The following is a 26,867-nucleotide window of genomic DNA, read 5'->3' as shown; positions in this document are numbered from 1 at the left end:
TCCCCCCCCCCCGCCCGCCAGCCTCGCGCCCCCACCAGAAGATGTCCGCCGGCCTCAACCACGCCCAGCTCGAAGCCGTTCACTACATCGGCGGCCCCTGCCTGGTGCTGGCCGGCGCGGGCTCGGGCAAGACGCGGGTCATCACGCACAAGATCGCGCGGCTCATCGAAGTCGGGCTCGAACCGCGGCGCATCGCCGCCATCACCTTCACCAACAAGGCCGCCGCCGAGATGCGCGAGCGCGCCAAGGGGCTGATCGGGCGCGCGGCCAAGGACGTGCTGGTCTGCACCTTCCACGCCCTGGGCGTGCGGCTGATGCGCGAGGACGGCGCGGTGCTGGGCCTGAAGCCGCAGTTCAGCATCCTCGACACCGACGACGTGACCAGCATCCTGAAGGACGCCGCCGGCGGCACCACCGACGCGGCCACCGCGCGCCAGTGGCAGTGGACCATCAGCAAGTGGAAGAACATGGGCCTGAACGCCGCGCAGGCGCAGTCCGTGGCCGCCGACGACAACGAAAAAACCATCGCGCGCATCATGCAGCTCTACGAGGAGCGCCTGGCGGCCTACCAGAGCGTCGATTTCGACGACCTGATCGGCCTGCCGCTCAAGCTGCTGCGCGACTTTCCCGAGGTGCGGGAGAAATGGCAAAAAAAGCTCGGCCACGTGCTGGTGGACGAATACCAGGACACCAACGCCACCCAGTACGAACTGCTCAAGCTGCTGGTCGGCGAGCGCGCCCGCTTCACCGCCGTGGGCGACGACGACCAGAGCATCTACGGCTGGCGCGGCGCCACGCTCGACAACCTGAGGAAGCTGCCACTCGACTTCCCCGCGCTCAAGGTCGTCAAGCTGGAGCAGAACTACCGCTCCACCAGCGCCATCCTGCGCGCGGCCAACAACGTGATCGGGCCCAACCCCAAGCTGTTTCCCAAGACGCTGTTCAGCGAACTGGGCGAAGGCGAGCCCGTGCGCGTGGTGGACGCCGACACCGAGGAGCACGAGGCCGAGCGCGCCGTCGCGCGCATCCAGGGCCTGCGCGCCAGCCACCAGCACAGCGAGTGGCGGCACTTCGCCGTGCTGTACCGCGCCAACCACCAGGCCAAGCCGTTCGAGAAGGCGTTGCGCAAGGCACAAATCCCGTACAAGGTGTCGGGCGGCACCAGCTTCTTCGACCGCACCGAGATCCGCGACCTGTGCGCCTGGCTGCGGCTGTGGGTGAACAACGACGACGACCCGGCCTTCCTGCGCGCCGTGGCGACGCCCAAACGCGGCATCGGCCACACCACGCTGGCGCAACTGGGCACCTTCGCCACGCAGCACAAGCTGAGCCTGTTCGCCGCGCTGTTCAGCGCCATGCTGCCCGCCGTGCTGCCGGCGCGCGCGCTGGGTGGGCTGCATGAATTCGGCCGCTACGTGAACGACCTGGCCTACCGCGCCGGCCACACGCTGGGGGCCGAGGCGGCGCGCGCGTTTCTGGCCGGCTGGCTGGCCGACATCGGCTACGAACGGCACCTGTACGACGGTGAGGACAGCGAGAAGCTCGCCGCCGCACGCTGGAGCAACGTGCTCGACTTCTGCGACTGGATGGCGCAGCGCTGCGGCGGCCAGATCGAGGACGCGAGCGGGGCCTCCGTCACCACCGAAACCAAGAGCCTCCTGGAAGTCGCCCAGACCATCGCCCTGCTCACCACCATCAGCGAACGCGAACAGGATCAGGACGTGGTGACGCTCTCCACGCTGCACGCGTCCAAGGGGCTCGAATGGCCGCACGTGGTGCTGGCCGGCGTAACCGAGGGGCTGCTGCCCTTCAAGATCGACGACGACGGTGGGCGACAGCAGAAGGACGCGCCCCCACACTCCCCCGCTGCGCGTGGTCCGCTGCCCCCCGAGGATGTCGCTTCTGGCCTTGGGGCGGCCCGGCGGCCAGAGGTCAGCGAGGAAACCGCCCAGCGCCTGCAGGAAGAACGCCGGCTGATGTACGTGGGCATCACCCGCGCGCAGCGCACGCTCGCCGTGAGCTGGACCAGGAAACGCAAGAAGGGCCGCGAGATGGTGCCCGCCCAGCCCAGCCGCTTCATCGCCGAGATGGCGCTGGACAAGGCCATGGCCCGGGAAGACCCGCGCGAGAAGCTGCGCGCGCTGCGCGCCGAGTTCGCGCGCCGGGCCGAGGCGCCGCCGACCGCCCATCCCGCCCCCTGAACATCCTTGCGACGAGACCCCCACCATGCCGCAACGCTCCGTCCGCTTCAGCAGCCTTTTCTCCCTGGCCGCCCTCGCGCTGCCGTCCGCATGCATCTGCGCCATGGCGCAGACACCGCCTGTCTCTACGGCGGCCAGCGCCACCGCGGACGCTTGGCAGCGCTGCACGGCCCTGGTGGCCGACAAGGACGAGCGCCTGGCCTGCTTCGACCGCTGGGCCGCGGACCAGTCGCCCGGCGCAGCCACCGCCAGCGCGTCCGCCACGACGAAAGCCGCGCCGCCCTCCGCGCCCGTGGATAGCACGCTGCCGGCCACCCGCATCATCGGCGTGGCCGCCACCGAGGGCTGCCGCGACAAGCAGTACTCCGACCTCTCGCGCTTCTGGGAGTTGGAGGTAGGCACCGACTGCGGCACCTTCGGCATCCGCGGCTACCGGCCCATCTCGCTGTCGGTGGTGAGTGGCAGCAACGTCAACAAGCAGCCCAGCTCTCCGGCCCCCGACCATGGAGCCCCCGCGCCGATCGACTACAGCAGCAACGAGGTGCGCATCCAGATCTCGCTGCGCACCAAGATCGCCCAGGGGCTGCTGACCAGCGGCCATCCGACGCTCCAGGATTCGCTGTGGTTCGGCTACACCGCGCAGTCGTACTGGCAGATCTTCAGCCCCGAGTTGTCGCGCCCCTTCCGCGCCACCGACCACGAGCCCGAGCTGATCTACGTCTACCCCACCGACGCGCAACTGCCCCTGGGCTGGCGCTGGCGCTACAGCGGCCTGGGCCTGGTGCACCAGTCCAACGGCCAAAGCCTGCCGCTGTCGCGCAGCTGGAACCGGGTGTACCTGATGACAGGCATGGAAAAGGGCGCGGACTTCCGGCTCAACGCCCGCATCTGGAAGCGCATCGCCGAGAGCGCCGACGACGACGAAAACCCCGGCATCAGCAACTACATCGGCCGCGCCGAACTGCAGGGGACCTGGAACGTGAACCAGGACAACACGCTGAGCGCCACCGTGCGCTCGTCGCTGTCGGCCAGCGGGCGCGGCTCGGTTCGGCTCGAATGGCTGCGGGCCCTGCACAGCGACGACAACGGCACGCGCTCCGGGCTGCGCTTCCACACCCAGATTTTCAGCGGCTACGGCGACAGCCTGATCGACTACAACCGGCACCGCACCGTGTTCAGCGTGGGGCTGAGCCTGCTGGATTTCTAACCCAGGCGCCGCAGCGCGTGGCCCGGCGCGCCGGGGCCGCGCGCCTGGCCGTAGGCAGTGCGCCATGGGGCGGCCATGCGCAGTGCGCCGCCAGCCACTTGCCGCTCACGTCCAGCGGGTGCTGTCGTGGCTGGCCCTGCACGGTGGCGTTCGTGACCATGTGCATCTTGTAGGCGCGCGGGCCGTCGAAGGTGAGGGAGCCGTCGCCCTGCGCGGCCGGGTCGGTGCAGGTGAAGGCGATGTGGGCTTCGGCGGCCGAGCGCTGCGTCGCCTGGATCGTGCAATGGCCCTTCTGCTGCACGGGCGCTTCCTGCCGCGCCGCCATTTCGGGCGTGCTGCAGACGCGCATGCCGTGGCCGCCGCCGGGCGACATGGACATGCCGCGCTGGGCCAGCATGGGCCTCCATCGGCTTGCGCCGCGCGGGCGCATGTCATGGCAGCGGCAGGTGCGTGGAATTCTTCACTTCCTCGATCACCGCGTAGGTGCGCGTCTCGCGCACGCCAGGCAACTGCCACAGCACGCGGCCCGCGAAGTCGCGGTAGGCGGCCATGTCGGCCATGCGGGTCTTGAGCAGGTAGTCGAAGCCGCCGGCCACCATGTGGCATTCCATGATTTCGGCGCACGCCTGCACGGCGGCCTTGAATTGCTCGAACACGTTGGGCGTGGTGCGGTCGAGCAGCACTTCGACGAACACCATCATCGCGGCGCCGAGTTTGCCGGGGTCGAGCCGCGCCTCGTAGCCCAGGATGAAGCCTTCGCGCGTGAGCCGCTGCACGCGCGCCAGCACGGCGGTGGGCGACAGCGCCACGCTTTCGGCGAGCTTGAGGTTGGAAATGCGGCCATTGGCCTGCAGCGCGGCGAGGATGCGCAGGTCGATGCGGTCGAGGGCGATGCCGGGGGTGGGGTGCATGCCGAATATTTCACCATGGGTGTGCAAAATTTTGGCGAAACATTCGTAGTGAAAGGCTTGAACATCGCCATGAATTCATTCCATCGCCCACTGCGGCCAAAGCCATGCGACTCCCCGTTCCCTACCGCTCCGAGGCTGACATCGTGCGCCAATGCCTCGCATCGCTCGAAGGCGTGCTCGACTGGCAGACGGCCGTGCCCGCCGCCTATCCGTGGGTGCAGGCGGTGCGCGACAAGCCGCCGCCGTTCTGGGCCATGGAAAGCCTGTTGCGCGAATATCCGATTTCCACCGCAGAGGGTCTGGCGCTGATGCGGCTGGCCGAGGCGTTGCTGCGCGTGCCCGACGCGCCCACGGCCATCGCGCTCACGGCGGACCAGCTGGGCCGCGCCGACTTTTCCGGCACCGGCGACTCGGCGCTGGCGCGGCTGTCGTCCACGGTCATCGCGCTGTCCAGGAAGTTGCTGCCCGGCAGCGGGGAGGAACCCGGCATCGTGGCCCGCCTGGGTGCGCGCGCCGTGGTGGCGGCCACGCTGCGCGCGGTGCAGCTCATGGGGCGCCAGTTCGTGCTCGGTCAGGACATGCCCGAGGCGCTGCACGAGGCCGCCGCCACGCGCAGACAGCACGCCAGCGTGCGCCTGAGCTACGACATGCTGGGCGAGGGCGCGCGCACCGCCGCGGACGCGGCCGAGTACCTGCGCCGCTACGAAGGCGCGATTGCCGCCATCGGCGCCAGTGGCGGCGCGTGCGACCCGGCGCGCCCGCCGCAGCGCAACGATGGCATCTCGATCAAGCTCAGCGCGCTGCATCCGCGCTACGAGGACGCCCAGCGCGAGCGCGTGATGGCCGAGCTGGTGCCCGCCGTCTGGCGCCTGTGCGAGCAGGCCGCGCGCGTCAACATCAACCTGACGATCGACGCCGAGGAGGTGGAGCGGCTCGAACTCTCGCTCGACGTGTTCGAGGCGCTGGTCGAGCGCGTCGGGCGCGAGTGCCCGCGCTGGAGCGGCCTTGGCCTGGCCATGCAGGCCTATCAGACGCGCGCGCTGGAACTGGTGCGCCATGTGGCCGAGATTGGCCGCCGGCACCGCGTGCGCCTGATGTGCCGGCTGGTCAAGGGCGCGTACTGGGATGCCGAAATCAAGCGCGCGCAGGAGCTGGGCCTGCCGCACTACCCGGTGTTCACGCACAAGCACCACACCGACATCTCTTACCTGGCCTGCGCCCGCGCGCTGTTCGAGGCCCGCGACGCAATCTACCCGCAGTTTGCCGGCCACAACGCCGGCACCATTGCCGCCATCCGCCAGATGGCGCGCCGCATGGACGACGCGCCCCATGAACTGCAGCGTCTGCACGGCATGGGCGAAGGCGTTTTCCGCGAGCTGCTGAAAGACCCGGGCGCCGCCTGCCGCATCTACGCCCCGGTGGGCCGGCACCGCGACCTGCTGGCCTATCTGGTGCGGCGGCTGCTGGAAAACGGCGCCAATTCGTCCTTCGTGCACCAGCTCGCCGACCCGGCGGTGGATATGCGCGAGCTGCTGGCCTCGCCGCTGTGGCACGAGAGCGCGCCTGCCTTGCCGCTGCCGCCGGCGCTCTATGGCCCTGCGCGCGCCAACAGCCGCGGCGTGGACCTGAGCGTGCCCGCCATGCGCGAGCCGCTGCTGGCCGCGCTGCAAGACACGGCGCTGCCACAGGTGCCGTTTTTTGATGCCAAATTGGCCGCCAGCGCTTATTCCACGGGCGCTGACAGCTATGAAAAATGGAGTACAACAGCGGTGGCCGAGCGCGCCGCCTGCCTGCGCCGCGGCGCCGACGCGCTGGAGCGCGAGCTGCCGCGCTTTTGCGCCCTGCTGGTGCAAGAGGCGCACAAGACCTGGGGCGACGCGGTGTCCGAGCTGCGCGAGGCGGTGGACTTTCTGCGCTACTACGCGGGCGAGGCCGAGCGTGTGATGCAGCCGCTCGAACTCCCCGGCCCCACGGGCGAATCCAACACCCTGCGCCTGACCGCGCGCGGCGTGTGGGTCTGCATCAGCCCATGGAACTTTCCGCTTGCCATCTTCACGGGCCAGGTCGCCGCTGCGCTGGTCACCGGCAACACCGTGCTCGCCAAGCCCGCCGAGCAGACGCCCGGCATCGCCCGGGCCGCCGTGGAACTGCTGCACGCCCAGGGCGTGCCCGCCGGCGCGCTGCAGCTGCTGCACGGCCCCGGCGAAACCGTGGGCGCGGCGCTGGTCGCGCTGCCGGGCATCGCCGGCGTGGCCTTCACCGGCTCGACGGCGGTGGCCAAGACCATCGAGCGCGCGCTCGCGGCCAAGGACGGCCCCATCGTGCCGCTGATTGCCGAGACCGGCGGCATCAACGCCATGCTGGTGGACAGCACCGCGCTGCCCGAGCAGGTGACCGACGCCGTGCTGCAAAGCGCCTTCCGCAGTGCCGGCCAGCGCTGCTCCGCGCTGCGCCTGCTGTGCGTGCACGAGGCGGTGGCCGACGGCATGATCGAGATGATCTGCGGCGCCGCGCGCGAGCTGGTCACGGGCGACCCCCGGCGCCTGTCGACCGACGTCGGCCCGCTCATCGACGCCCAGGCGCGCGACGCCGTCATGCGCCATGTGCAGCGCCTGCATTCAGAGGCAAAACCGCTGCTTCCGCCCGTGGATAGGGCGCAGGCAGCTATGAATATGGTAGCCCCGCAGGCGTTCGAGGTGGCCCGCATCGGCGACGTGCGGCAGGAAATCTTCGGCCCCGTGCTGCAGATCGTGCGCTGGGGCACGGGCGAGCTGGCCGACCCGCGGGCCGTGATGGCGCAGATCAACGCGCTGGGCTATGGCCTCACGCTGGGCATTCAGACGCGCATCGACAGCCGCGCCCAGGCGCTTGCCGGCGCCGCGCGGGTGGGCAATGTCTATGTCAACCGCAACACCATCGGTGCCGTGGTCGGCGTGCAGCCCTTCGGCGGCCAGGGCCTCTCGGGCACCGGCCCCAAGGCCGGCGGGCCGCATTACCTCTACCGCTTCTGCGCCGAGCAGACCGTGACCGTCAACACGGCTGCGGCGGGCGGCGACGCGGCGCTGCTGGCAGGTGCATAGCGTTCTCACCCATGAGGTGAACGTCATCGAAGCCGTCAACGCTCGATTTCCTGCGGCCTGGCAAGGGATACAAAGCGGTCAACTGCCGTTTCCAGGTTGAAGGCGCCTGCAGCAGACCATGGGCAAGCGCGTACCGGTGAGGGCCAAGGCCCAACTGCGCGATACGGCCAATGAGCACATGGCCATGTTGGGGAAGTCACCCGAGCGGGTGAGCTGTGATGAGCTACTTCCTACTTCCAGGACCCCGGGGTCAAATATGCCGCCACTGCCGGGCGGCCCGGGCCTGCCGCCTTCCCTGACGCGGACGCAGCGCGAAGCCATGCAGGCGAACATCCGCCGCCCGCAGGAAGAATTGCGCGAGCGCGGCAACCCCGCGTAGGGTGCCCGTCCCGGCGGGGGGCACCAGGCTCAGAAGCGCGGCAGGACGGCATGCGGCAGCCGCCCGCCGCGCACCACCATCTTCCCGTACTCGGCGCAGCGGGCGAGCGTGGGAATGACCTTGCCCGGGTTGAGCAGCCCCTGCGGATCGAAGGCGTGCTTCACGCCCAGCATCTGGGCATGCTCCTCGGCGGTGAACTGCACGCACATGCTGTTGAGCTTCTCCACGCCCACGCCGTGCTCGCCGGTCACGGTGCCGCCCATGGCGACGCTGGTTTCCAGGATGTCGGCGCCGAACGCTTCGGCGCGGTGCAGCTCGTCGGGGTCGTTGGCGTCGAACAGGATCAGCGGGTGCAGGTTGCCGTCGCCCGCGTGGAACACGTTGCAGCAGCGCAGGCGGTATTTGTGCTCCATCTGCTGGATGGCGAGCAGGATGTCGGCCAGCCGCGCGCGCGGGATGGTGGAGTCCATGCACATGTAGTCGGGGCTGATGCGCCCGCTGGCCGGAAAGGCGTTCTTGCGCCCGCTCCAGAAGCGCAGGCGCTCCTCCTCGCTCTGGCTCACAGTGATGGCGGTGGCGCCGCAGCGCGTGAGCACGGCCTCCATGCGCGCGATCTCCTCGGCCACCTCCTCGGGCGTGCCGTCGCTTTCGCACAGCAGGATGGCGGCGGCCTCCAGGTCGTAGCCGGCGTGCACGAAGTCTTCCACCGCAGCGGTCATGGGCTTGTCCATCATCTCCAGCCCCGCGGGGATGATGCCGGCGGCGATGATGGCGGCCACGGCCTCGCCCGCGCCGCGCACGTCGGCGAAGCTGGCCATGATGCAGCGTGCGAGCTGGGGCTTGGGCGTCAGGCGCACCGTCACCTCGGTGGTCACGGCCAGCATGCCTTCGCTGCCCACCAGCACGGCCAGCAGGTCCAGGCCCGCGCAGTCGAGCGCATCGCTGCCGAACTCCACCGGCTCGCCGTCGGCCATGAAGCCGCGCACCTTGAGCACGTTGTGCACCGTCAGGCCGTATTTCAGGCAGTGCACGCCGCCCGAGTTCTCGGCCACGTTGCCGCCGATGGTGCAGGCGATCTGGCTGCTCGGGTCGGGCGCGTAGTACAGGCCGTGGGGCGCGGCGGCCTCGCTGATGGCGAGGTTGCGCACGCCGCACTGCACGGTGGCCGTGCGGCTCGCCGGGTCCACGTTCAGGATGCGGTTGAACTTGGCCAGCGAGAGCGTGACGCCGCGCGCGTGCGGCATCGCCCCGCCCGACAGGCCGGTGCCCGCGCCGCGCGCCACCACGGGCACGCCCAGGCGGTGGCAGGTCTTGAGCACGGCTTGCACCTGCGCGCAGGTTTCGGGCAGGGCCACCACCAGCGGGCGCTGGCGGTAGGCGCTCAGGCCGTCGCACTCGTAGGGCGTGGTGTCTTCGGGCGTCCAGAGCAGCGCGCTGGCGGGCAAATCGGCCTGCAGCGCTTGCACCACCTGTGCTTGAAGCTCTGGTTCTTGCAGCGCTTCATGTTCGCTGGGCAGCAAGGGAGCGTTCATGGCGAAGAGCTTTTTGAGTGGGCGGTGCCGGCACTCTACGGCAAAACCCGCTGAAAGCCTCCGGCCCTCATTGCGTCAAGACAGGCACAGCATTCGGAGGGGGGCGGCCTGCGCGCATCACCGGGCGCCCGCGTGTTCCAGCGCGAACAACGGCATCTCGGCCTGGCGGCCCAGCCACGCGCCGCACGGGCACGCGCAGGTACTGTGCAGGCAGGCGCAGACGAACGCGCCCAGCCGCTCGACGTGCTGCGGGTCCGCCACGCGGGTCTTCTTGTCGAAGTAGTAGCGGCGGTGCCCGACTCGCGATCGCGGCTCCTGCGCGATTCTGAGAGGTTGAAAAAAATGGCGGCTGCGCCCGATTTGGCTGATATTCCCAGGCCGGCGTCCACGGCGTAGCGCCTGCACACATTGCAAGCGGAGCCATGGGGCAGAAGAAGATGGGCCGCGATGAAATTCGCCGCCGCCATCGCAACATGCGCGAACCTACTTGAAAATCACCGTCTTGTGGCCGTTTTGCAGCACGCGGTGTTCGCTGTGCCATTTCACGGCGCGCGCCAGCACCTGGCTTTCGGTGTCGCGGCCCATGGCGGTCAGGTCTTCCACGGTCTTGCTGTGGTCGGCGCGGGCCACGTCCTGCTCGATGATCGGGCCTTCGTCGAGCGCGGCGGTCACGTAGTGCGCGGTGGCGCCGATCAGCTTCACGCCGCGCTCATGCGCCTGGTAGTAGGGCTTGGCACCCTTGAAGCTCGGCAGGAAGCTGTGGTGGATGTTGATCGCGCGGCCTTCGAGCTTGCGGCACAGATCGTCGCTGAGTACCTGCATGTAGCGCGCCAGCACCACGAGTTCGGCTCCCTCGGCATCGATGATCTCCAACTGCCGCGCCTCGGCCTGGGCCTTGGTGGCGGCGCTCACCGGGATGTGGTGGAAGGGGACGTTGTAGCTGGCCGCAAGCTGGTAGAAGTCGCGGTGGTTGCTGACGATAGCGCGGATGTCCAGCGGCAGCAGGCCGGTCTTCCAGCGGAACAGCAGGTCGTTCAGGCAATGCCCTTCGCGGCTGACCATGATGACCGTGCGCATCGGCGCGTCCGCCGCGTGCAGGCCGCAGCGCATCTGGAAGGGCTCGGCGAACACCTGGAGCTGCGCGCGCAGCTCCAGCGGGTCGGACAGTTCACAGGCGAAGCGCACGCGCATGAAGAACAGGCCCGTGGCGCGGTCGTTGTATTGCGCGGCCTCTTCGATGTTGCCGCCGCGCTCCAGCAGAAAACCGGAAACCGCGTGCACAATCCCGGGACGGTCCGGACAGGACAGAGTGAGGATATAGGCTTGGTGATTCATAGCGGGACGGATTGTCGCAGCATGCCGCGCGGTAGCCTGCGTGAGGGCCGGGCGGGAAGCGGGGCGCACGCCGTGCGGCCCATCTCTTTTTGCAATGAGGGGACGCGTGGACAGTACGGGTGACGGCACGGGTGGTTGGCACAGGCGTGCCCTGCAAGGGGCGGCCGTCTATCTGGTACTGGGCATGCTGTGGATACTGTTCAGCGACCAGGTACTGGCCTGGCTGGTGCCCGACGGTGCGCGGCAGGCGCTCTACCAAAGCTGGAAGGGCGCCTTCTACGTCGTCATCACGGCACTGCTGGCCTGGTGGCTGCTGCGCCGCGCCGAGCGCGCCGAAACCATCGTGAGCAGCACCCCCGAGCAGGTGCGCCAGCTCGTGCGGATGGTGCCGGTCGGCGTGTGCAGCATCGGCTTCGACGAGCGTATCCTCGTCAGCAACGCCAAGATGCGCGAGATGCTGGGCCTGCCCGGGCGGCAGGGCGACGGCCCGTTGTACCTGCGTGATCTGCTGCGCGGCGAAGACCTTCTCTCCTGCCGCCAGGGCATGGTGCGCCTGCGCGCAGGCGGCCAGGAGCAGCCGTACCAGGCCGAGCTGCGCTGGCACTCCATCGACGGCAGGACCGAGGTGCCCGCATTGGTCACCATGGCGCTGGCGCGGGGCTTCGACGGCCTGCCCCTGCATTTCGCCTGCGTGCTGCAGGACGTGGGCGCCATCCGGTCCGCGCGCGAGGCGCTGGAGCGCAGCGAGACCAGCCTGCGCCTGGCGCTCGACGGCAGCGGCGACGGCCTGTGGGACTGGAACATTCCCGGCGCCGCGGGCAGCTACTCGTCCAACTTCATGCGCCTGCTGCACTACCAGGGCAATGACTTCGCGCACGACTTCGCCTGGCCCGACTTGCTGCATCCGCGCGACCGGCGCCGCGTGCAGGCCGCCGTGACGCACGCCATCCGCTGCGGCACGCCGTTTTCCGAGCTGGCGCGCCTGCGCCGCTTCGATGGTGAATACCGCTGGTTCCAGGGGCGCGGCATGCGCCACCTCGACGCGGACGGACGGCCCGAGCGCTTCTCCGGCATCCTGACCGACATGACCAGCCACCGCGAGGCCGAGGAGCGCCAGCGCCTCGCGTCGGTGGTGTTCGACAACACCATCGAAGGCGTGATCGTCACCGACGCCAACAATCGCATCCTCTCGGTCAACCCGGCCTTCGTGCATGCCATGGGCTACACCGAGGCAGAGGTGCTGGGCCAGACGCCGGCCCTGTTCAAGTCGGGCCGCCACAGCCGCGACTTCTATGCGCAGATGTGGTCCACGCTCAATTCCGTGGGCTACTGGCGCGGCGAGATCTGGAACCGGCGCAAGAACGGCGAGGTCTTCCCCGAGGCGATGTCGCTGAGCGTCGTGCGCGACGGCGAGGGCCGGGTGCGGCAGTACGTCTGCATGTTCTCCGACATCTCGCAGCAGAAGGCGTCGGAGGCCCGGCTCGACTACCTGGCCCACTACGACACGCTCACGGGCCTGCCCAACCGCGTGCTGTTCCTGCGCCAGCTCGAATCGGCGCTGCACGAGGCCAGGCACGACGGCGAGATGATGGCGGTGCTGCTGGTCGACATCGACCGTTTCAAGGACGTGAACGACAGCTACGGCCACCCCGTGGGCGACCAGTTGCTGCGCTATGCGGGCCAGGTGCTCGGGCGCGGACTGCGCCATGGTGACTTGCTGGCGCGCTTCGGCGGCGACGAGTTCGCGCTGCTGGTGCGCCGCGTGGCGCAGACCAGTCTGCTCGAAGAACGGGTGCGCGCGATGATGGGCGAGCTGTCGCTGCCCTGGTTCGCCCCCGGCGGCATGGAGATGACCACCAGCGTGACCGTGGGCATCAGCCTCTATCCGCGCCACGCCGGCACCGCGCGCGACCTGCTGCAGGGCGCCGACGCGGCCCTGTACCAGGCCAAGTCCGACGGGCGCGCCACCTACCGCTATTTCTCCGACGAAATGACCTCCAGGGCGCGCGAGCGCATCGAGGTGGAGACCCGCCTGCGCCGCGCCGTGGCCGCCGGCCAACTCGTGCTGTACTTCCAGCCGCAGGTGGACATCGCCAGCGGGTGCATCGTGGGTGCGGAGGCGCTGGTGCGCTGGAACGACCCCGACGAGGGATTGATCCCGCCCGCGCGCTTCATTCCCGTGGCCGAGGCCACCGGTGTGATCGGCGAGATCGGCGACTGGGTGCTCGTCGAGGCCTGCCGCCAGGGCCAGCGCTGGCGCGACGAGGGGCTGCCGCCGCTGACGCTGGCGGTCAACGTGTCGCCGCGCCAGTTCCTGCTGGGCGACATGGTGGGGCGCATCGCCGAGGTGCTGGAGGAAACCGGATTTCCCGCGCAGAACCTCGAACTGGAGGTCACCGAAGGCGCGCTGATGGAGCGCGAGCAGGACGGCCTGCAGGCCCTGCGCCGCCTGCGCGCGCTGGGTGCGCGCATCGCCATCGACGACTTCGGCACCGGCTACTCGTCGCTCGCCTACCTCAAGCGTTTTCCGCTCGACGTGCTGAAGATCGACCGCAGCTTCATCACCGGCCTGCCCGACGACGCCGACGACGTGGCCATCAGCGCCACCATCATCGCCATGGGCCACAGCCTGGGCGTGGAGGTGCTGGCCGAAGGCGTGGAGACGCCCGAGCAGCTCGCCTTCCTGCGCGGCAAGGGCTGCGATCGCTTCCAGGGCTACCTGTGCAGCCGGCCCGTGCCCGCAGGCGAATTCGCGGCGCTGCTGCGCGCCAACGTGCAGCAGTTCAGAGTTGCTGCCGTGCCGTGATCCGCGCGCAATAGTCCTGCTGCGGCAACGGGTAGGTGCGCCACACGTCGTCGAAGCCGCGCGGCATGGGCTCGGTGCCGGGCTGGGTGCCGGTGGCCCAGAGCTTCACCGTGCGCACGCGCAGGTTCTTCGGCAGGTGGCGCGCCACGCCCAGACGCAGGTCGGCATGCCCCGCCCCTGTGACCAGCAGCACCGGGCGGCCAGGGCGCACGGCCCGCGCCACGGCCTGGGCCATGGCGCGGTCGCGCGCGATCTGCACCCGCGCCATGGGGGTGATCTGGCTTTCGGGCAGGCTCTGGCAGTGGCCGTCGCGTATCGCCTGCTGCTGCAGCTTCAGCGCGTCGGCATCGAGCAGCGCGTCCAGCGACGCGTCGGCCATGGCTGCGGGCAGGCCCGCGCGCGGCAGGTTGCCGCCATAGACTGGCACCCCCGCGCGCACGGCCTTGATGATGGCTGGGCCGTACGCGAACCACGGCCAGGCCTGCTCGTCCCAGCCCAGGGCTTGCTGCACCTCGCCTTCGGTGGCGAACCAGCGCAGGCCCTCGGTGCTTCTGCCCTGCTCGGCCATCTCGATCACCAGGGCCTGCAGTTCGCCGCGGTCGGCCAGCAGCGTGACGGCCTTGCGTTCGAGCTGCTGGTGTTCGGGCGCGTCGTGCTGCTCGCCCAGGATGATGACGTCCGTGGGGCCCAGCGATGCCAGGCGCACGTGCAGGCTGTCGTCGGCGGTCTGCAGCGCCATGGCACTGCAGCCGGCCAGGGCGGCTGCAACGCACAGGCCGGCGGCGAACGCCATCCAGCGGCGCCAGGAAAAACAACGCTCGACCGTACGCATGCGGCGATACTCCAGGGATGTCTTGAATCGGAAATCGGAAGAAGCGGCAAACCGATGGTCGCCTCTGTGGTGCGCGCTATTGTTCCATGCGCCTGGAGCCATTCCCGCGCCACACTGCGCAGTGGCCAGCCGGCACCGCGTGGCAGCCCGCCGCAGAAGGGCGGGCACGGGCACGGGAACGATGGGAAGCGAAGACGCCGCGCGTCAATGCACCAGAACGGGGTTCTGGGCCAGGCCGGCGTAGCCTTCAAGCGTGTCCTCGACTTCTTCCTGCGTGGGCGTGTTGCGCTGCCATTCCAGCACCTGCGCCTGGAACATCTCGGCCCAGGAGCCGTCGAGGTAGACCTCCTTGCCCGAGCGCTTGTCGACGATCTCGAACCCATGGCGCACGAGCTGCGGCTCCTGCGGCGCATCGCTTTGCGCCGCTTCATGGCCGTGCAGCATGTGGACGACCACAAAGGAGTCTGAGTCGTAGAGCATTTGCATTGCGTGTGCCTTTCGCGGGGTTCAAAGGATGTAGATAGCAACGTCCGGGCCAGTTTCAAGACCAGTATGCCCGCAATGGCCGGTTTGCCGCCGGCACGGGTTATTTTTCGGCCGCGCGCAGTTGTAAATCCGCGAAATCGCCGGAGCTTTGCGTCAGGCGGATGCGCACGGGCAGGTAGTCCAGCCCCGGGGCCAGCCAGATGTCGGCCTGCTGGTCGTAGGGGTGGCGCGGGACGCGCGAGAGCCTCCACGCCGCGAGCGGGCCGGCGGGCAGGTCCAGCGTTTCCTCTGCACCCACGGTGAACGCCCATTCATCGACGGCGCTGGTGCCCACGGCCTGCAGGGTGATCGTGGTGCCCGGCGGGTAGCGCTGCGGGTCGCCGCCCAGCAGCGCCGCCAGTTGCAGGAAGACGCTCAGGCGGTCCTGCGCGCCCGCGGGCAGCGCCGCGTCGGGCGCATTGGCGCTGAAGGTCACGCGGTGCTGGTCGTAGTCGAAATGCGCGGCCTTTTCGCTGCGCGTCTTGTCGGAAAAGCGCTCGGGCACCAAGCCCTGCGCGGTGATATCGCCCCGGCTGGTCTGCACGCGCGAGCCTAAGAGGAAGGCGCCGATCTCCTGGCGCGCCGTGTAGCGCGCGCCGTCCTGCTGCCAGGACAGTTCGGCGCGGGCGCTGTAGCTGAAGCCCTTGGCCGCACCGCGCACGTCGAACGCCAGCCGGGCGGATGCCGGCACGCGCACCGGCGGCGGCGGGGGCTCGGCGGCGGGCACGGGCTCGGCGGCGGGTATGGGCGCTGGAATGGCCGCCGGCTCTGCCGTGTCCACGGCTTGCAGGGATGCGCCGCTGTCCGGCGGCATGGCCGTGAGCGGCACGGGGGCGGGGGCCGCCTCTTCCTGCACGGGAGGCGGTGGCGGGGCGGCTACCGGCGGAGCGGGCCGCGGCCTGGGTGGGCGTGGTCGGGGCGGTGCGGGAGGCTTCACCGGCGGGGTGGCCATGGGTGGCGAGAGCGGCGGCGGCACCACGGCGCGCACCGTGAACGCACGGGTCGCCGCCAGTGGTGCGGGCGTGAACGAGAACTGTACGCCGCCGAGCAGCGCCAGATGCGCCAGCAGCACGGCAGCGGCCAGCGCCAGCAGCGGCCCCAGGGGCGCGCCGTCGCCCGTCGCTGTCTCGTGCGCCTCAGCCGCCGCCATGGCCCAGGTCGTGCGACAGGCGCGCAGCGGCGGCACGCAGCGGCGCATCCACGGTGCCGCCCCAGGCCGGGTCGAAGGTGGCCACCGAACCCAGCGTGGTGATGCCCAGCACGATGCGGCCGTCGGCGTCGAACACCGGCGCGCAGAAGGCCACGATGCCGGGCAGCAGCGTGTCCACCACGCGTGCGCTGCCCTGTGCGCGCACCTCGCGCAGCAGCGCGTCGAACGCCTGGCGTGTAGCGGGCAGATCGCCACGGTTTTGGCGGCGGGCGAGCGCCAGTTCGCCGTCCACCAGCGGCGCAATGGCCTCGCGCGGCAGGTGGGCCGCGAAGCAGCGGCCCGTGGCCGACGACAGCAGCGGCATCACGTCGCCCAGCCGCAGATTGGCCGTCACCGCCTGCGGCGACTCCTCCCAGTGCACGATGGTCGGCCCGCGGTTGCCCCAGACGGCCAGCGCCACCGTATGGCCGATGGCATCCATGAGCGGCTGCACGCGCTCGCGCGCCAGGCGCACGCCGTCTACGCGCGAAAGCGCGGCCAGCCCCAGCCGCAGCGCCGCAGGGCCCAGGTCGTAGCGCGTGCTGCGGCTGTCCTGCACCACCAGGCCCATGCGCTGGAAGCTCACGAGGTAGCGGTGCGCCTTGGCAGCGCTCATCGCGGCGGCGGCGGCCAGTTCCTTGAGCATCTGCGGCCCGCGCGCGCGGGCCAGCGCATCGAGCAGCGCGAAGCCCACCTCTACCGACTGGATGCCCGCGCGCTCCTTTTTTGCCGTCTCGTCCATCTGCACTAGAATTCTGCGGTTTCGATTAGTTAAATCGATTTGACTATTCATAATCTATGCGTGTGGCACGCGGCGTGCACGGCATGCCCCTGACGGAGACAATGCTTCTATGAAACTCGCCACTTACAAGGACGGCTCGCGCGACGGCCAGCTCGTCGTCGTCTCGCGCGACCTGACCACAGCCCATTATGCGACCGGCATCGCCGACACCTTGCAGCAGGTGCTAGACGACTGGAGCTTCCTCGCGCCGCAATTGCAGGATCTGTCGGTCGAGCTGAACCATGGCCGCGCGCGCCATGCGTTCGCGTTCGACGCGGCCCGGTGCATGGCCCCGCTGCCGCGCGCCTACCAGTGGGCCGACGGCTCGGCCTATCTGAACCACGTGGAGCTGGTGCGCAAGGCGCGCGGCGCTGAGGTGCCAGCCAGCTTCTATACCGATCCGCTGATGTACCAGGGCGGCAGCGATGACTTCATCGGCCCGCGCGACCCGGTGGTGGTGGCGAGCGAGGCATTCGGCATCGACTTCGAGGCCGAGATCGCCGTGGTGACCGGCGACGTGCGGATGGGCGCGGCGCCCGAGCAGGCGCTCGACGGCATCCGCCTCGTGATGCTGGCCAACGACGTATCCCTGCGCAACCTGATTCCGGACGAGTTGGCCAAAGGCTTCGGCTTCTTCCAGAGCAAGCCCGCCACCGCGTTCAGCCCCGTGGCGGTGACGCTCGACGAGCTGGGCGACGCCTGGCAGGGCGGGCGCCTGCATCTCACGCTGCAAAGCACCTGGAATGGCCGCAAGGTCGGCATGTGCGAGGCCGGGCCCGAGATGACCTTCCACTTCGGCCAGCTCATCGCCCACATCTGCAAGACCCGCAACGTGCGCGCCGGCTCCATCGTGGGCAGCGGCACGGTGAGCAACAAGGACTGGGCCAGGGGCTACTCCTGCATCGCCGAGAAGCGCTGCATCGAGACCATCGTGGACGGCAAGCCCCAGACCGGGTTCATGCAATACGGCGACACCATCCGCATCGAGATGAAGGGCCGCGACGGCCAGAGCATCTTCGGCGCGATCGACCAGGAGATCGCCGCGCCGGCCTGATGGCGCGGGGGCGTCACCCCTGCGCCGCGAGCTGCGGCACGAGGACCTTCAGCGCGCGGATCATCATCTCGACGGCCACGGCCACGAGCACCAGCCCCATGAGGCGCTCGAAGGCCACGACCACGCGTTCGCCCAGCACGCGCTGGATGCGCTCGGCCATCACCAGCACCAGCGCACAGACGGCCATGGTGACCGTCAGCGCGGCCACCCATTCCAGCCGCCGCTCGGGCGCCTGCGACACCAGCAGCAGCACGGTAGCCAGCGCCGAGGGGCCGGCCAGCGCAGGGATGGCCAGCGGCACGATCAGCGGCTCGCCCTGGGGCGCGGTGGCCTCGCCCTCGGCGGCGGGGAAGATCATGCGCAGCGCGATCAGGAACAGCACCACGCCGCCGGCGAGCTGCAGCGAGAGCTGGCTCAGACCCATCACGCGCAGGAAGGCGTCGCCCATGAACATGAAGGCCAGCAGCAGCGCGAAGGCGATCAGCACCTCGCGCACGATCACGTGGGTGCGCCGCGTGGGCGCCACGTTGCGCAGCGCGTTGGCGAAGATCGGGATGCCGCCCAGCGGGTCGGTGATCAACAGCAGCAGGATGGTGGCCGAGGCGAAGGTGTAGCCCATCGGAGGGTGGATGCGCCGGGGCGCATATGCAAATGGCGGAACGGATGGACGAGTGTACGTGCCGCTGGCGATAATGCGCGCATGCACACCCTGCGCCAAGCCCGACTGCTCGCACGCCTCGCGCTGCTGTGGTTCATGCTGTCGCTCGGAGTGGCGGTGGCCTCGCCCATGGTGCAGCCGCGCGCCATGGAACTGGTGTGCTCCGGCATGGGGCCGGCCAAGGTGGTCGTCCACGGCGAGGACGGCAGCGCGCAGGACCTGCCCGCGCACACGCTGGACTGCCCGCTGTGTCTGGCCGCGGGCGCGCCGCCGCCCGTGCCGCCGCGCCTGCGCGCCCAGCTCGTGCAGCCGCTGGCCCATGTGCCGCGCCCGGCAGTGGCCGCGCATATCGCTTGGCGCACCGCCGCACCGCTGCCCGCGCGCGGGCCGCCGGCGCTCTCCTGAACTATCAATTTCATAGCTGTCAGCGCTTGTGGAACGGGCGCTGGAGGCTATTTTCGCTATTGGTATTTCCGGAGTGATTCCATGCACCAGACATGCATGGCCGCGGCCTTGGCTGCGGCATTGTCCCTGGCCGCCTCAGCGGCGGGAGAGGACGACGGTGCGCCCGTCAAGACCCTGGGCGTCGTGACCGTGCAGGGCGGCCAGCCCACCTGCGTGCAGAACCTGGGCCGCCTCGTCACGCGCGGGGTGGGGGCGGTGTTCGGCGGCAGCGACGTGGCGCTGCGCGGGCTGGACCTGAACGCCAGCCTCACCTGTGCCGACTCGGTCGTCAAGGACAACGCGGGCTTCGCCCCCACGCCTGGCGACACCCTCGGCATCGACAACCTCCGCAACCACCAGTACTGGAACTTCCATCCCTACCCGCAGCGCAGCTACAGCGCCGAGCTGCGGGCCGATTTCTGACCCAGGAGAAAACCATGCAATCCACCATCCGCAAGCAACGCACCCGCATCGCCGCCCTGGCGCTGGCCTGTGCAGCAACCTGGGCCGGCGCCCAGACGATCGAAATCACCAACGCCTGGGTGCGCGCCAGCGTGCCGGGCCAGAGCGCCACCGGCGCGTTCATGACACTCAAGTCGCCGCAGGACACCGCCCTGGTCGGCGTGCAAACCCCTGCCGCCGGCGTGGCCGAGGTGCATGAGATGAAGATGGAGGGCGACGTGATGCGCATGCGCGCCATGCCCGCGCTGGCCCTGCCCGCGGGCCGGGCGGTGGAACTCAAGCCCGGCGGCTACCACCTCATGCTGCAGGAGCTCAAGGCCCCGCTCGCGCAGGGCGGCAGCATACCGCTCACGCTGGTATTCCAGGATGCCAAGGGCATGCGCAGCACGCTCGACCTGCAGGTGCCCGTCGCCGCCACGCCGCCCGCGGGCGGCGCCGGCATGGACCATACGCACAAGCACTGAGCCGGCCCCTGCGTGCTTGGAGTAAGCTGGCACGCAGTCCATGCCACCCCACGCCGCACCATGAGCAGCAACGACGCATCCCCCTTCGACTTCGGCAAGTTCGTGCCGGGCTTCGATTTCCTGCAGAACCTTGCCAAGGGCAAGACCCAGGCCACCATGCCGGCCATCCCCGGCCTGTCGAGCTGGGTTGCGCCCACGCTGAGCGTGGAGGAGATCGACCGCCGCGTGGAGGAACTCAAGGCCGTGCAGTTCTGGCTCGAACAGAACTCGCGCGCCCTCACCGCCACCATCCAGGCGCTGGAGGTGCAGAAGATGACGCTCGCCACGCTCAATGGCATGAACTTGAGCATGGGCGACCTGGCGCAGGCGTTCACGCTCAAGCCGACCTCCGCCGCGCCTGCCGCCGCCGCCCCGGCCCCGGCGCAATCCAGCCCCGCCGCGGCGGCCAAGGCGCCTACACGCAGGAAATCGGCGAAGCCGGCTGCCGCGCCGAACAGCGTGGTCGACCCCATGCAATGGTGGGGCGCGCTCACCCAGCAGTTCCAGCAGATCGCCGCCAGTGCGCTGCAGGATGCGGCCCCTCCCCCGGGCGCGGCACCCGCATCCGGTGACGGCACCGCGCCCGCGCCCAGCCCGGGCGCCAAGCGGCGCGCTCCCGCCGCGAAGAAGAAGAAGGCCGTGCGCGCCAAGCGCGCCTGATGCCATGCAGATCTTCCCTTCCGGCCACGCCACTCACCCGCAATGGCGCATGGCCGCCGCGCTCGTGCTCGCGCAACTGCGCGCCCAGATGGCACTGCCGAGCTATGCTGCCAACCCGGCGCTGGGCCTGCTCTACATCACCGACCATTACGCGGGCGATGCGGCGGCCATCCTCGACCACCTGCAGGCCGAACTGCCCGGCGTGCCCGACTGGGCCGGCACCGTGGGCGTGGGCATCGCCGCCAACAACGCCGAATACATCGACGAGCCCGCGCTGGCGGTGATGCTCTGCGCGCTGCCCAGCGACCAGTACCGCGTGTTCTCGGGCGTGGCACCGCTGGCGCACGACATGGGCCTGCCGGGCGCGGGCGCCTTCGTGCCGCACAGCGCGCTGCTGCATGCCGACGGCGCGATGCCCGACCTGGCAGGGCTGCTGGCCGAACTGGCGCAGCGGACCACGGGCGGCTACCTGTTCGGCGGGTTGGCATCCGGCAGCGGCGCGCGCCCGCAGTTCGCGGTCAGCGGCAATGGCAATGTGCCCGGGCAGGGCGCGGCCAGCGGCGTGTTCGAAGGCGGCCTGAGCGGCGTGGCCTTCGCCGCCGGGGTGCCCATGGTGTCGCGCGTCACCCAGGGCTGCCAGCCCGTGGGGCCGGTGCGCACCATCACCGCCTGCGACGAACAGGTGGTGCTGGAGCTAGATGGCGAGCCTGCGCTCGACGTGCTGCTGGCCACGCTGGAGGTTTCGCTCGACGACCCGCAGCCCGCGCTGCAGCGCGTGCGCGCCACGCTCGTGGGCCTGCTGGGCGCCGACGGCGGGGCTGCGCAAGGGGGGTGCCCGCGCGGCACCGGCAGCTTCGGCGCCCGTCATTTCGGGGCGGATGTGCGGGTGCGCCACATCGTCGGGCTGGACCCGGCGCGCCACGGCATTGCTGTGGCCGACGCGGTGGAGCCTGGCATGCGCATGGCCTTCTGCCGACGCAATGCCGCGGCGGCGCGGGTTGACCTGGTGCGCATCTGCTCCGAGATCCGCGAGGAGTTGGAGCCCGAGGAGGTGACCGCCGAGGTGGCCGTCGCCCTGGCCCCCGCGCCCGAGGCCCAGGCGCCGCACCCGGCGCGCCGCATCGCGGGCGCGGTGTATGTGAGCTGCGCGGGGCGCGGCGGCCCGCACTTCGGCGGCCCCAGCGCGGAGATGCAGATCGTGCGCCATGCGCTCGGCGACGTGCCGCTGGTGGGCTTCTTCGCCGGCGGCGAAATCGCGCACCAGCATCTGTACGGCTACACCGGTGTGCTCACCGTGTTCGTGGCCGGCGGCGACTCCAGCGACGCCAGGTAGTCGCGCACCTCCCCGCCGCGCAGCCAGTGCGCGAAATCGTGCGGCGGCGTGTGCGTGCCGCCGCCGGGCGCGGGCCATGCCAGCCAGTACGGGTAGGCGTAGGGCAGGCGGATGCCGGTCAGCGCCACGCCCTGGCCCAGCCGTACGGGTTCGAGCGAGAGGTTGGAGTCGTTGATCCTGGAAACGGTAGGTGCATAGCACTCTCACCCACGAGGTGAACCCCATCGAAGCCGGCAACGCTCGATTTCATGCGGCCTGGCAAGGGATACGAAGCGGTCAACTGCTGTTTCCAGGATGATCCTGGAAACAGCAGTTGGATGCGCCTGCCGGTGCCGTGATCGGGGTGCCAGGCAAGGCGCGACGACGCGGCGGGCTACTGCCCGCAAGGAGGAGCAACGCCGCATGGCGCGCCGAGCGCGGTGCTGGCAGGTGCATAGCGCTCTCACCCACGAGGTAAACCCCATCGAAGCCGGCAACGCTCGATTTCATGCGGCCTGGCAAGGGATACGAAGCGGTCAACTGCTGTTTCCAGGATGATTGCCGGGCTACATTGCAGCAACCGGTGCTGCCGGCCGATTCTCAACCAGAAAGAAGAACTTCATCATCATGCAACTCATCGGCATGCTCGACTCGCCCTACGTGCGCCGCGCCGCCATCAGCCTGCACCTGCTGGGCGTCGCATTCCAGTCCCGGCCTGTCTCGGTGTTCCGGGCGGTGGACGAGTTCCGCCGCGCCAACCCCGTGGTCAAGGCGCCCACGCTGGTCGCGGACGACGGCACGGTGCTGATGGACTCGACCCTCATCATCGAGTATGCCGAAAGCCTGGCCGGCCCCGCGCGCAGCCTGTGGCCCGCGGCGCCATCCGAGCGCTTGCGCGCGCTGCGCCTCGCGGGGCTGGCGCTGGCAGCCTGCGAGAAGACGGTGCAGACCGTCTACGAGCGGCAGTTGCGCCCGCCCGAGAAGCAGCACGCGCCCTGGCTGGAGCGCGTGCGCGGGCAACTTCTCGCGGCCTGGGGCGCGCTGGAGGACGAGCTGCGCGCAGCCCCGCCTCCCGCCGCCGCGGGCGGCCAGTCCATCGGCCAGGCGGGCCTGGGCATGGCCGTCGCGTGGCGCTTCGGGCAGATGCTGGTGCCCGACGTGGTGGCGCGGGACCGGTTTCCGGCGCAACGCGATTTCTCCGCTGCCGCCGAAGCGCTGCCGGCCTTCGCCGCGTGGCCACCCGTGGAGTGAGGGCCATGCGGACTGCGGACTGCACCCGGCTCCTGCTGCTCGCGGCCATCTGGGGCGCGAGCTTCCTGCTCATGCGCGTGGTTGCGCCCGCCATCGGCGCGGTGCCCACAGCGTTCCTGCGCGTCGCGTTCGCCACGGCGGGGCTCGCGGCCATCCTCTGCGCGCTGCGCACGAGGTGGGACTTCCGGAGCCGGTTCGGCACCACGCTGGCGCTCGGCGTGGTCAATTCGGGCCTGCCGTTCCTGATGTACGCGCTGGCCGCGCGGCTGCTGCCGGCGGGCTATTCGGCCATCTTCAACGCCACCACGCCGCTCATGGGCGTGTTGATCGGCGCTTTGTTCTTCGGCGAGCCGGCCACGTGGCGCCAGGGCGCGGGGGTGGCGCTCGGCATCGCGGGCGTGGTGCTGCTCACGGCGGTGGGGCCGGTGGCGCTCACGCCCGCCGTGGCCGCCGGCGCGGCGGCCTGCCTGGTGGCCACCGCCTGCTACGGCGTGGCCGGGTTCCTGGCCAGGCGCTGGATCACCGATCGCGGCGGGCTCGACGCCCGGCTCGTGGCCTTCGGCAGCCAGGCGGGTGCGGCGCTGGTGCTGGCGCCGTTCTTCGCCACCTCGCTCGCCACTTCGGCGGCGCCCGCGGGCGGGACCGCATGGCACGCCGCCGCGCCCGCAGTCTGGGGGGCGCTGGCCGCGCTGGGGCTGGTCTGCACGGCCTGGGCCTACATCCTGTACTTCCGGCTGATCGCCGACATCGGCCCCGTGCGTACGCTCTCCGTCACTTTCCTGATCCCGCCGTTCGGCGTGCTCTGGGGCGCGCTGCTGCTCGGCGAGCCGCTGTCATGGGCGCACGCGGCGGGTGGTGGGTTGATCGCGCTGGCCGTGGGGCTGGTGCTGGGCGCGCCGAAGGCCGCGGCGCCCGTGCATCCGCGGGGTGCATAGGGGTGGCCATCAGCGCCGCGCGTTCAAGGTCGGCAGAGGTGGATACCTTGGCGGACCAACGACCGCCATTCCATGCGCGACGCGACGGCCAGCTTCAGCGCATGAAGTCGAAATCGACTTCGGGCGCCAGCCCGCTCACGATGCGCGCGAGCGACTTGCCCGAGCCGCAGGCGTGCGTCCAGCCCAGTGTGCCGTGGCCGGTGTTGAGGTACAGGTTGGGCAGCTTCGTCTTGCCGATCAGCGGCACGTTGCCTGGCGTGGCCGGGCGCAGGCCGGTCCAGAAGCGCGCCTGCGCGGTGTCGCCCGCGCCGGGGAACAACTGCTCCACGCGCCGCACGATGGCCTCGCAGCGCACGCGGTTGAGGTCGCGGCCGTAGCCGTTGAGTTCCGCCGTGCCGGCGATGCGAAGCATATCTGTGCTTGGCAGGCCGTCCTCGCGGGCCGGGCCGGTGAGGCGCGAGAACACGAGCTTGAACTCGTCATCCGTCAGAGAGACCTGGTGCGCGCGCGCCGCGTCGGCCACAGGCATCGTCACCGAATAGCCCTTGGCCGGGTAGATTGGCAGCCGCAGCCCCAGCGGCTCGGCCAGCAGGGCACTGAACGAGCCGGCGGCGAGCACGTAGGCGTCGGCGCGCAGGCGCTCGAATGCGCCGTCGGCGTTGGTTGCCTCCACGTGATCTATTTCGCCGCCCGCCGTGCGCAGTGCCTGGATGGTGTGGCCCATGCGGAACTCCACGCCCGCAGTCTCGCAGAGCCGCGCCAGTTCGCGCGTGAAGCGGTTGGCGTCGCCCGATTCGTCCTCCGCCGTGAAGGTGGCGCCAGCCAGTTGCGGGCGCACGTGCGCGAGCGCGGGCTCGATCGCCACGGCCTCGTCGGCGGAGATCACGCGGCGCTCGCAGCCCAGCTCGCGCATCTGCTGCGCGGGCCCGATGGCTGCGGCGAACTCTTTTTCGCTGGTGTAGAAGTGCAGGATGCCCTGCGTGCGCTGGGCATATTCGATGCCGGTGTCGCGGCGCAACTGCTGCAGCGTATCGCGGCTGTAGGTGCCCAGGCGCACGATCTGCTCGATGTTGTGGCGCGTGCGCGCGGGCGTGCATTCGCGCAGGAACTGCAGTGCCCAGCGCCACTGGCGCGCGTCGGCGCGCAGGCGAAACAGCAGCGGCGCGTCCTCGCGCGCCAGCCATTTCAGCACCTTGAGCGGCGCGCCGGGGTTGGCCCAGGGCTCGGCGTGGCTCACTGAGATCTGCCCGCCGTTGGCGAAGCTGGTTTCAGCAGCGGGGGATGGCTGGCGGTCCACCACGGTGACATGGTGGCCGATTTGCTGGAGGAAGTAGGCGGAGGTGACGCCGAGCAGGCCGGAGCCGAGGACGAGAATGCGCATGACATGCCTTTCAGGGGCTGGCGCTTGCGTGGTCTGCGGCGAAAGCTATTAAAACAATAGCAGTGCAGCATGCGGAGTCCGCAAGCTGCCGCTCCCCCTGTCCTTGGTACCTGAGAGATTCACGCCCGTGCGTTGCGCGCGCGGGGCTTGCTCCTTCGGTGCGTCGCTGGGGCGACGTCTCTCCAGACGGCAAATGGTGGTGGATTTGCAGTACCGAGCCAGCGGAGGCCGGCTCACCTGAGCGTTCATGGGAGTTTGCGCCTTCGGTGGGGCCGCCGCGCATCTGCATGCTGGCGGCCCGCTCTCCTGCAGGGCGCGATTGTAGGGGCGTGGCGGCGGCTTGCCTATGGCTGCCGCGCCACATGCGCATGGGATTTCAGCGCCAGACCGGGTCGTTCGGGCGGCGGTCGTCGTGGCGGTTGGGCACGCCGTCGTGGTCGCGGTCCCAGCCGCCGCGGGCCATTTCCCAGCGGCCAGGGTGGTTCTCGCGCCAGACCGGCGCGCGCCAGTGGTAGCCCGGGCGGGCCCGTATCTAGGCGCCGCCGACCCACGCGTAGCGGTGGTGGCCACGCACCTCCCAATGGCCCGGCGTCCAGAGCCAGCCAGGGCGTGCCAGGGGCACGGGTTCGTGGCGCGGTGGCGGGGGCGCGCCGATGCGCACCGCGATGCTGGCCGTCTGCGCCTGGGCCGCGGGGGTTGCAGCCAGTGCGCCCAGCGCGAGCAGGGCTGCGGCTGCGGCGGCGATGAGGGGCTTGTTGGCGGTGGGGTTCATGGACTCTTTCCTTGTTGGCTGAAGGTGGCTCGATGCTGGCCGCGCCGCGTCAAGCCCGTGTGCCTGCCGTGCGAAGAATGTATGCGGCTGTATCGCCGCTGCCGCCGTAGCCGCGTGAAGGTCTCGAACTCCCAACTGCGCACGGCCAGCAGCAGCTAATGCAGTGTTCAACGCTAAGCAGCACATAAAACCGCGCCTTTTGACGCATGGCGGCGTTGCAAATCCTCGCGATAGCTACGGCTATCTCTGCGGTTTGCGCCTTGCCCTGCGCCAAAACGCATCGCTTTTATTTGTGCCGCCAAGCATCGAACACTGCACTAGTATTTCGTTCCATTAAAACAAATACATATCAAACCATACCGAGGTCGAACTTGTTCCAACGAAACACCACTGGCGATGCATTCATCTCTGCGATGCCTTTGAGGATGCGTTGTTTCAGATCGTCTTTGGATGTGACACGGATATGCCGCAGGAATGTTCGAGCCATCTTGGAGAAGACGCACTCAATTAAGCCTGAATCCGTGAGTTCAACCACATTTTTTCTTGATTTCTCTTTGTAAATCAACAACTTACGTGTAAAAAAATGGCGCCTAACCCTGCAGGTGAGCGCGCCATGACCGATTTCATTATCAAGAAGCTACCCTACGACCTGAGTTC

At 69.8% G+C, this 26,867-nt stretch carries 26 protein-coding genes, 1 pseudogene and 1 riboswitch; of the genes and pseudogenes, 13 read left to right on the top strand and 14 right to left on the bottom strand.

Annotated elements, in window-relative coordinates; translation table 11 throughout:
• Nucleotides 1-41: 41 nt before the first annotated feature.
• Both PY257_RS13905 and PY257_RS13900 read left to right on the top strand, forming a co-directional pair.
• Entirely contained in the window at nt 42-2,201 is a 2,160-nt protein-coding gene (locus PY257_RS13905; protein WP_275742818.1) for an ATP-dependent helicase, read from the top strand.
• A 25-nt stretch (nt 2,202-2,226) separates the two neighbouring features.
• The gene (locus tag PY257_RS13900) at nt 2,227-3,408 is read left to right on the top strand and encodes a phospholipase A (protein ID WP_419095719.1); all 1,182 of its coding nucleotides are present in this window, start codon (nt 2,227-2,229) and stop codon (nt 3,406-3,408) included.
• Here PY257_RS13900 and PY257_RS13895 read toward each other — a convergent pair.
• Together PY257_RS13895 and PY257_RS13890 are read right to left on the bottom strand one after the other, a co-directional pair.
• Nucleotides 3,377-3,805 carry a DUF3617 domain-containing protein gene (locus PY257_RS13895; protein ID WP_275742816.1) on the bottom strand — a complete coding sequence of 143 codons (429 nt, stop codon included), beginning with the start codon at nt 3,803-3,805 and terminating at the stop codon, nt 3,377-3,379. The two genes, PY257_RS13900 and PY257_RS13895, sit on opposite strands and share 32 nt — an antisense overlap.
• Nucleotides 3,806-3,839: 34 nt before the next feature.
• Nucleotides 3,840-4,319, bottom strand: a complete 480-nt coding sequence (locus tag PY257_RS13890) for an Lrp/AsnC ligand binding domain-containing protein (protein ID WP_275742814.1) — start codon at nt 4,317-4,319, stop codon at nt 3,840-3,842.
• A 104-nt stretch (nt 4,320-4,423) separates the two neighbouring features.
• On the opposite strand from PY257_RS13890, the gene PY257_RS13885 reads away from it, so the two are divergent.
• Nucleotides 4,424-7,399, top strand: coding sequence for an L-glutamate gamma-semialdehyde dehydrogenase (locus PY257_RS13885; protein ID WP_275742812.1), 2,976 nt, complete (start codon nt 4,424-4,426; stop codon nt 7,397-7,399).
• A 256-nt stretch (nt 7,400-7,655) separates the two neighbouring features.
• Nucleotides 7,656-7,778 carry a hypothetical protein gene (locus PY257_RS13875; protein ID WP_275742810.1) on the top strand — a complete coding sequence of 41 codons (123 nt, stop codon included), beginning with the start codon at nt 7,656-7,658 and terminating at the stop codon, nt 7,776-7,778.
• Between the two features lie 29 nt (nt 7,779-7,807).
• Here PY257_RS13875 and PY257_RS13870 read toward each other — a convergent pair whose 3' ends face one another.
• The 3 genes from PY257_RS13870 to purU all read right to left on the bottom strand — a co-directional run bounded on the left by PY257_RS13870 (nt 7,808) and on the right by purU (nt 10,645).
• Complete coding sequence (locus PY257_RS13870) at nt 7,808-9,310, bottom strand: FAD-linked oxidase C-terminal domain-containing protein (protein ID WP_275742808.1); 1,503 nt, start codon at nt 9,308-9,310, stop codon at nt 7,808-7,810.
• Nucleotides 9,311-9,427: 117 nt separating this feature from the next.
• Nucleotides 9,428-9,571, bottom strand: a complete 144-nt coding sequence (locus PY257_RS13865; protein ID WP_275742871.1) for a hypothetical protein — start codon at nt 9,569-9,571, stop codon at nt 9,428-9,430.
• Nucleotides 9,572-9,793: 222 nt separating this feature from the next.
• On the bottom strand, nt 9,794-10,645 hold the full coding sequence (gene purU, locus PY257_RS13860) for a formyltetrahydrofolate deformylase (protein ID WP_275742806.1): 852 nt from the start codon (nt 10,643-10,645) through the stop codon (nt 9,794-9,796).
• Nucleotides 10,646-10,829: 184 nt separating this feature from the next.
• On the opposite strand from purU, the gene PY257_RS13855 reads away from it, so the two are divergent.
• Nucleotides 10,830-13,451 (top strand): sensor domain-containing protein, encoded by a 2,622-nt coding sequence (locus PY257_RS13855; protein ID WP_275742863.1) that lies wholly within the window; start codon nt 10,830-10,832, stop codon nt 13,449-13,451.
• On the opposite strand, the gene PY257_RS13850 is transcribed toward PY257_RS13855, so the two are convergent.
• The 4 genes from PY257_RS13850 to PY257_RS13835 form a co-directional block, all read right to left on the bottom strand.
• On the bottom strand, nt 13,429-14,283 hold the full coding sequence (locus PY257_RS13850) for a ChaN family lipoprotein (RefSeq protein ID WP_275742804.1): 855 nt from the start codon (nt 14,281-14,283) through the stop codon (nt 13,429-13,431). The genes PY257_RS13855 and PY257_RS13850 overlap by 23 nt on opposite strands.
• Before the next feature lie 204 nt (nt 14,284-14,487).
• Entirely contained in the window at nt 14,488-14,769 is a 282-nt protein-coding gene (locus PY257_RS13845) for a BTH_I0359 family protein (protein ID WP_275742802.1), read from the bottom strand.
• A 100-nt stretch (nt 14,770-14,869) separates the two neighbouring features.
• Nucleotides 14,870-15,958 carry a DUF3108 domain-containing protein gene (locus PY257_RS13840; protein ID WP_275742800.1) on the bottom strand — a complete coding sequence of 363 codons (1,089 nt, stop codon included), beginning with the start codon at nt 15,956-15,958 and terminating at the stop codon, nt 14,870-14,872.
• Complete coding sequence (locus tag PY257_RS13835; protein ID WP_275742798.1) at nt 15,945-16,739, bottom strand: IclR family transcriptional regulator; 795 nt, start codon at nt 16,737-16,739, stop codon at nt 15,945-15,947. Before PY257_RS13835 ends, PY257_RS13840 begins: the two co-directional genes overlap by 14 nt.
• Before the next feature lie 109 nt (nt 16,740-16,848).
• Here PY257_RS13835 and PY257_RS13830 point away from each other — a divergent pair, with 109 nt between their 5' ends.
• On the top strand, nt 16,849-17,832 hold the full coding sequence (locus tag PY257_RS13830) for a fumarylacetoacetate hydrolase family protein (RefSeq protein WP_275742796.1): 984 nt from the start codon (nt 16,849-16,851) through the stop codon (nt 17,830-17,832).
• A 13-nt stretch (nt 17,833-17,845) separates the two neighbouring features.
• Here PY257_RS13830 and PY257_RS13825 read toward each other — a convergent pair whose 3' ends face one another.
• Nucleotides 17,846-18,451: a MarC family protein gene (locus PY257_RS13825; RefSeq protein WP_275742794.1), complete on the bottom strand. Its 606-nt coding sequence runs from the start codon at nt 18,449-18,451 to the stop codon at nt 17,846-17,848.
• Between the two features lie 81 nt (nt 18,452-18,532).
• On the opposite strand from PY257_RS13825, the gene PY257_RS13820 reads away from it, so the two are divergent.
• From PY257_RS13820 to PY257_RS13800, 5 genes are all read left to right on the top strand, one after another.
• Entirely contained in the window at nt 18,533-18,895 is a 363-nt protein-coding gene (locus PY257_RS13820; protein WP_275742792.1) for a DUF2946 family protein, read from the top strand.
• 81 nt (nt 18,896-18,976) lie between these two features.
• Nucleotides 18,977-19,357, top strand: a complete 381-nt coding sequence (locus PY257_RS13815; protein WP_275742790.1) for a hypothetical protein — start codon at nt 18,977-18,979, stop codon at nt 19,355-19,357.
• 14 nt (nt 19,358-19,371) lie between these two features.
• Nucleotides 19,372-19,860 carry a copper chaperone PCu(A)C gene (locus PY257_RS13810; protein WP_275742788.1) on the top strand — a complete coding sequence of 163 codons (489 nt, stop codon included), beginning with the start codon at nt 19,372-19,374 and terminating at the stop codon, nt 19,858-19,860.
• A 60-nt stretch (nt 19,861-19,920) separates the two neighbouring features.
• On the top strand, nt 19,921-20,559 hold the full coding sequence (locus tag PY257_RS13805; protein ID WP_275742786.1) for a PhaM family polyhydroxyalkanoate granule multifunctional regulatory protein: 639 nt from the start codon (nt 19,921-19,923) through the stop codon (nt 20,557-20,559).
• Between the two features lie 4 nt (nt 20,560-20,563).
• Nucleotides 20,564-21,892, top strand: coding sequence for an FIST signal transduction protein (locus PY257_RS13800; RefSeq protein WP_275742784.1), 1,329 nt, complete (start codon nt 20,564-20,566; stop codon nt 21,890-21,892).
• Here the strand turns inward: PY257_RS13800 and PY257_RS13795 are convergent.
• On the bottom strand, nt 21,835-22,020 hold the full coding sequence (locus PY257_RS13795; protein WP_275742782.1) for a hypothetical protein: 186 nt from the start codon (nt 22,018-22,020) through the stop codon (nt 21,835-21,837). The genes PY257_RS13800 and PY257_RS13795 overlap by 58 nt on opposite strands.
• Nucleotides 22,021-22,498: 478 nt before the next feature.
• Here PY257_RS13795 and PY257_RS13790 point away from each other — a divergent pair, with 478 nt between their 5' ends.
• Together PY257_RS13790 and PY257_RS13785 are read left to right on the top strand one after the other, a co-directional pair.
• The gene (locus tag PY257_RS13790) at nt 22,499-23,122 is read left to right on the top strand and encodes a glutathione S-transferase (protein ID WP_275742780.1); all 624 of its coding nucleotides are present in this window, start codon (nt 22,499-22,501) and stop codon (nt 23,120-23,122) included.
• Between the two features lie 5 nt (nt 23,123-23,127).
• A complete protein-coding gene (locus PY257_RS13785) occupies nt 23,128-24,057 on the top strand; it encodes a DMT family transporter (RefSeq protein WP_275742778.1) in 930 nt (309 codons plus the stop codon).
• Nucleotides 24,058-24,151: 94 nt separating this feature from the next.
• On the opposite strand, the gene PY257_RS13780 is transcribed toward PY257_RS13785, so the two are convergent.
• The 3 genes and pseudogenes from PY257_RS13780 to PY257_RS13770 form a co-directional block, all read right to left on the bottom strand.
• Nucleotides 24,152-25,438 (bottom strand): D-amino acid dehydrogenase, encoded by a 1,287-nt coding sequence (locus tag PY257_RS13780; RefSeq protein ID WP_275742776.1) that lies wholly within the window; start codon nt 25,436-25,438, stop codon nt 24,152-24,154.
• Between the two features lie 87 nt (nt 25,439-25,525).
• Nucleotides 25,526-25,634, bottom strand: a riboswitch (glycine riboswitch).
• A gap of 336 nt (nt 25,635-25,970) precedes the next feature.
• Nucleotides 25,971-26,210 (bottom strand): hypothetical protein, encoded by a 240-nt coding sequence (locus PY257_RS16355; protein WP_419095717.1) that lies wholly within the window; start codon nt 26,208-26,210, stop codon nt 25,971-25,973.
• A gap of 349 nt (nt 26,211-26,559) precedes the next feature.
• Nucleotides 26,560-26,721 (bottom strand): annotated as a pseudogene (locus PY257_RS13770) (IS630-like element ISCARN21 family transposase); the annotation flags it as partial.
• Nucleotides 26,722-26,867: the final 146 nt, after the last annotated feature.

It is taken from the genome of Curvibacter soli (assembly GCF_029211125.1).
GTDB classification, from domain to species: Bacteria; Pseudomonadota; Gammaproteobacteria; order Burkholderiales; family Burkholderiaceae_C; genus Curvibacter_A; species Curvibacter_A soli.
Note: the sequence above shows the minus strand (reverse complement) of the source record. Positions and strands in the feature narration are given on the sequence as shown.

Coding starts and splice junctions, on each gene's coding strand:
- PY257_RS13905 (WP_275742818.1), top strand. CDS start 42: ATGTCCGCCGGCCTCAACCACGCCCAGCTCGAAGCCGTTCACTACATC.
- PY257_RS13900 (WP_419095719.1), top strand. CDS start 2,227: ATGCCGCAACGCTCCGTCCGCTTCAGCAGCCTTTTCTCCCTGGCCGCC.
- PY257_RS13895 (WP_275742816.1), bottom strand. CDS start 3,805: ATGCTGGCCCAGCGCGGCATGTCCATGTCGCCCGGCGGCGGCCACGGC.
- PY257_RS13890 (WP_275742814.1), bottom strand. CDS start 4,319: ATGCACCCCACCCCCGGCATCGCCCTCGACCGCATCGACCTGCGCATC.
- PY257_RS13885 (WP_275742812.1), top strand. CDS start 4,424: ATGCGACTCCCCGTTCCCTACCGCTCCGAGGCTGACATCGTGCGCCAA.
- PY257_RS13875 (WP_275742810.1), top strand. CDS start 7,656: ATGCCGCCACTGCCGGGCGGCCCGGGCCTGCCGCCTTCCCTGACGCGG.
- PY257_RS13870 (WP_275742808.1), bottom strand. CDS start 9,310: ATGAACGCTCCCTTGCTGCCCAGCGAACATGAAGCGCTGCAAGAACCA.
- purU (WP_275742806.1), bottom strand. CDS start 10,645: ATGAATCACCAAGCCTATATCCTCACTCTGTCCTGTCCGGACCGTCCC.
- PY257_RS13855 (WP_275742863.1), top strand. CDS start 10,830: ATGCTGTGGATACTGTTCAGCGACCAGGTACTGGCCTGGCTGGTGCCC.
- PY257_RS13850 (WP_275742804.1), bottom strand. CDS start 14,283: ATGCGTACGGTCGAGCGTTGTTTTTCCTGGCGCCGCTGGATGGCGTTC.
- PY257_RS13845 (WP_275742802.1), bottom strand. CDS start 14,769: ATGCAAATGCTCTACGACTCAGACTCCTTTGTGGTCGTCCACATGCTG.
- PY257_RS13840 (WP_275742800.1), bottom strand. CDS start 15,958: ATGGCGGCGGCTGAGGCGCACGAGACAGCGACGGGCGACGGCGCGCCC.
- PY257_RS13835 (WP_275742798.1), bottom strand. CDS start 16,739: ATGGACGAGACGGCAAAAAAGGAGCGCGCGGGCATCCAGTCGGTAGAG.
- PY257_RS13830 (WP_275742796.1), top strand. CDS start 16,849: ATGAAACTCGCCACTTACAAGGACGGCTCGCGCGACGGCCAGCTCGTC.
- PY257_RS13825 (WP_275742794.1), bottom strand. CDS start 18,451: ATGGGCTACACCTTCGCCTCGGCCACCATCCTGCTGCTGTTGATCACC.
- PY257_RS13820 (WP_275742792.1), top strand. CDS start 18,533: ATGCACACCCTGCGCCAAGCCCGACTGCTCGCACGCCTCGCGCTGCTG.
- PY257_RS13815 (WP_275742790.1), top strand. CDS start 18,977: ATGCACCAGACATGCATGGCCGCGGCCTTGGCTGCGGCATTGTCCCTG.
- PY257_RS13810 (WP_275742788.1), top strand. CDS start 19,372: ATGCAATCCACCATCCGCAAGCAACGCACCCGCATCGCCGCCCTGGCG.
- PY257_RS13805 (WP_275742786.1), top strand. CDS start 19,921: ATGAGCAGCAACGACGCATCCCCCTTCGACTTCGGCAAGTTCGTGCCG.
- PY257_RS13800 (WP_275742784.1), top strand. CDS start 20,564: ATGCAGATCTTCCCTTCCGGCCACGCCACTCACCCGCAATGGCGCATG.
- PY257_RS13790 (WP_275742780.1), top strand. CDS start 22,499: ATGCAACTCATCGGCATGCTCGACTCGCCCTACGTGCGCCGCGCCGCC.
- PY257_RS13785 (WP_275742778.1), top strand. CDS start 23,128: ATGCGGACTGCGGACTGCACCCGGCTCCTGCTGCTCGCGGCCATCTGG.
- PY257_RS13780 (WP_275742776.1), bottom strand. CDS start 25,438: ATGCGCATTCTCGTCCTCGGCTCCGGCCTGCTCGGCGTCACCTCCGCC.
- PY257_RS16355 (WP_419095717.1), bottom strand. CDS start 26,210: ATGAACCCCACCGCCAACAAGCCCCTCATCGCCGCCGCAGCCGCAGCC.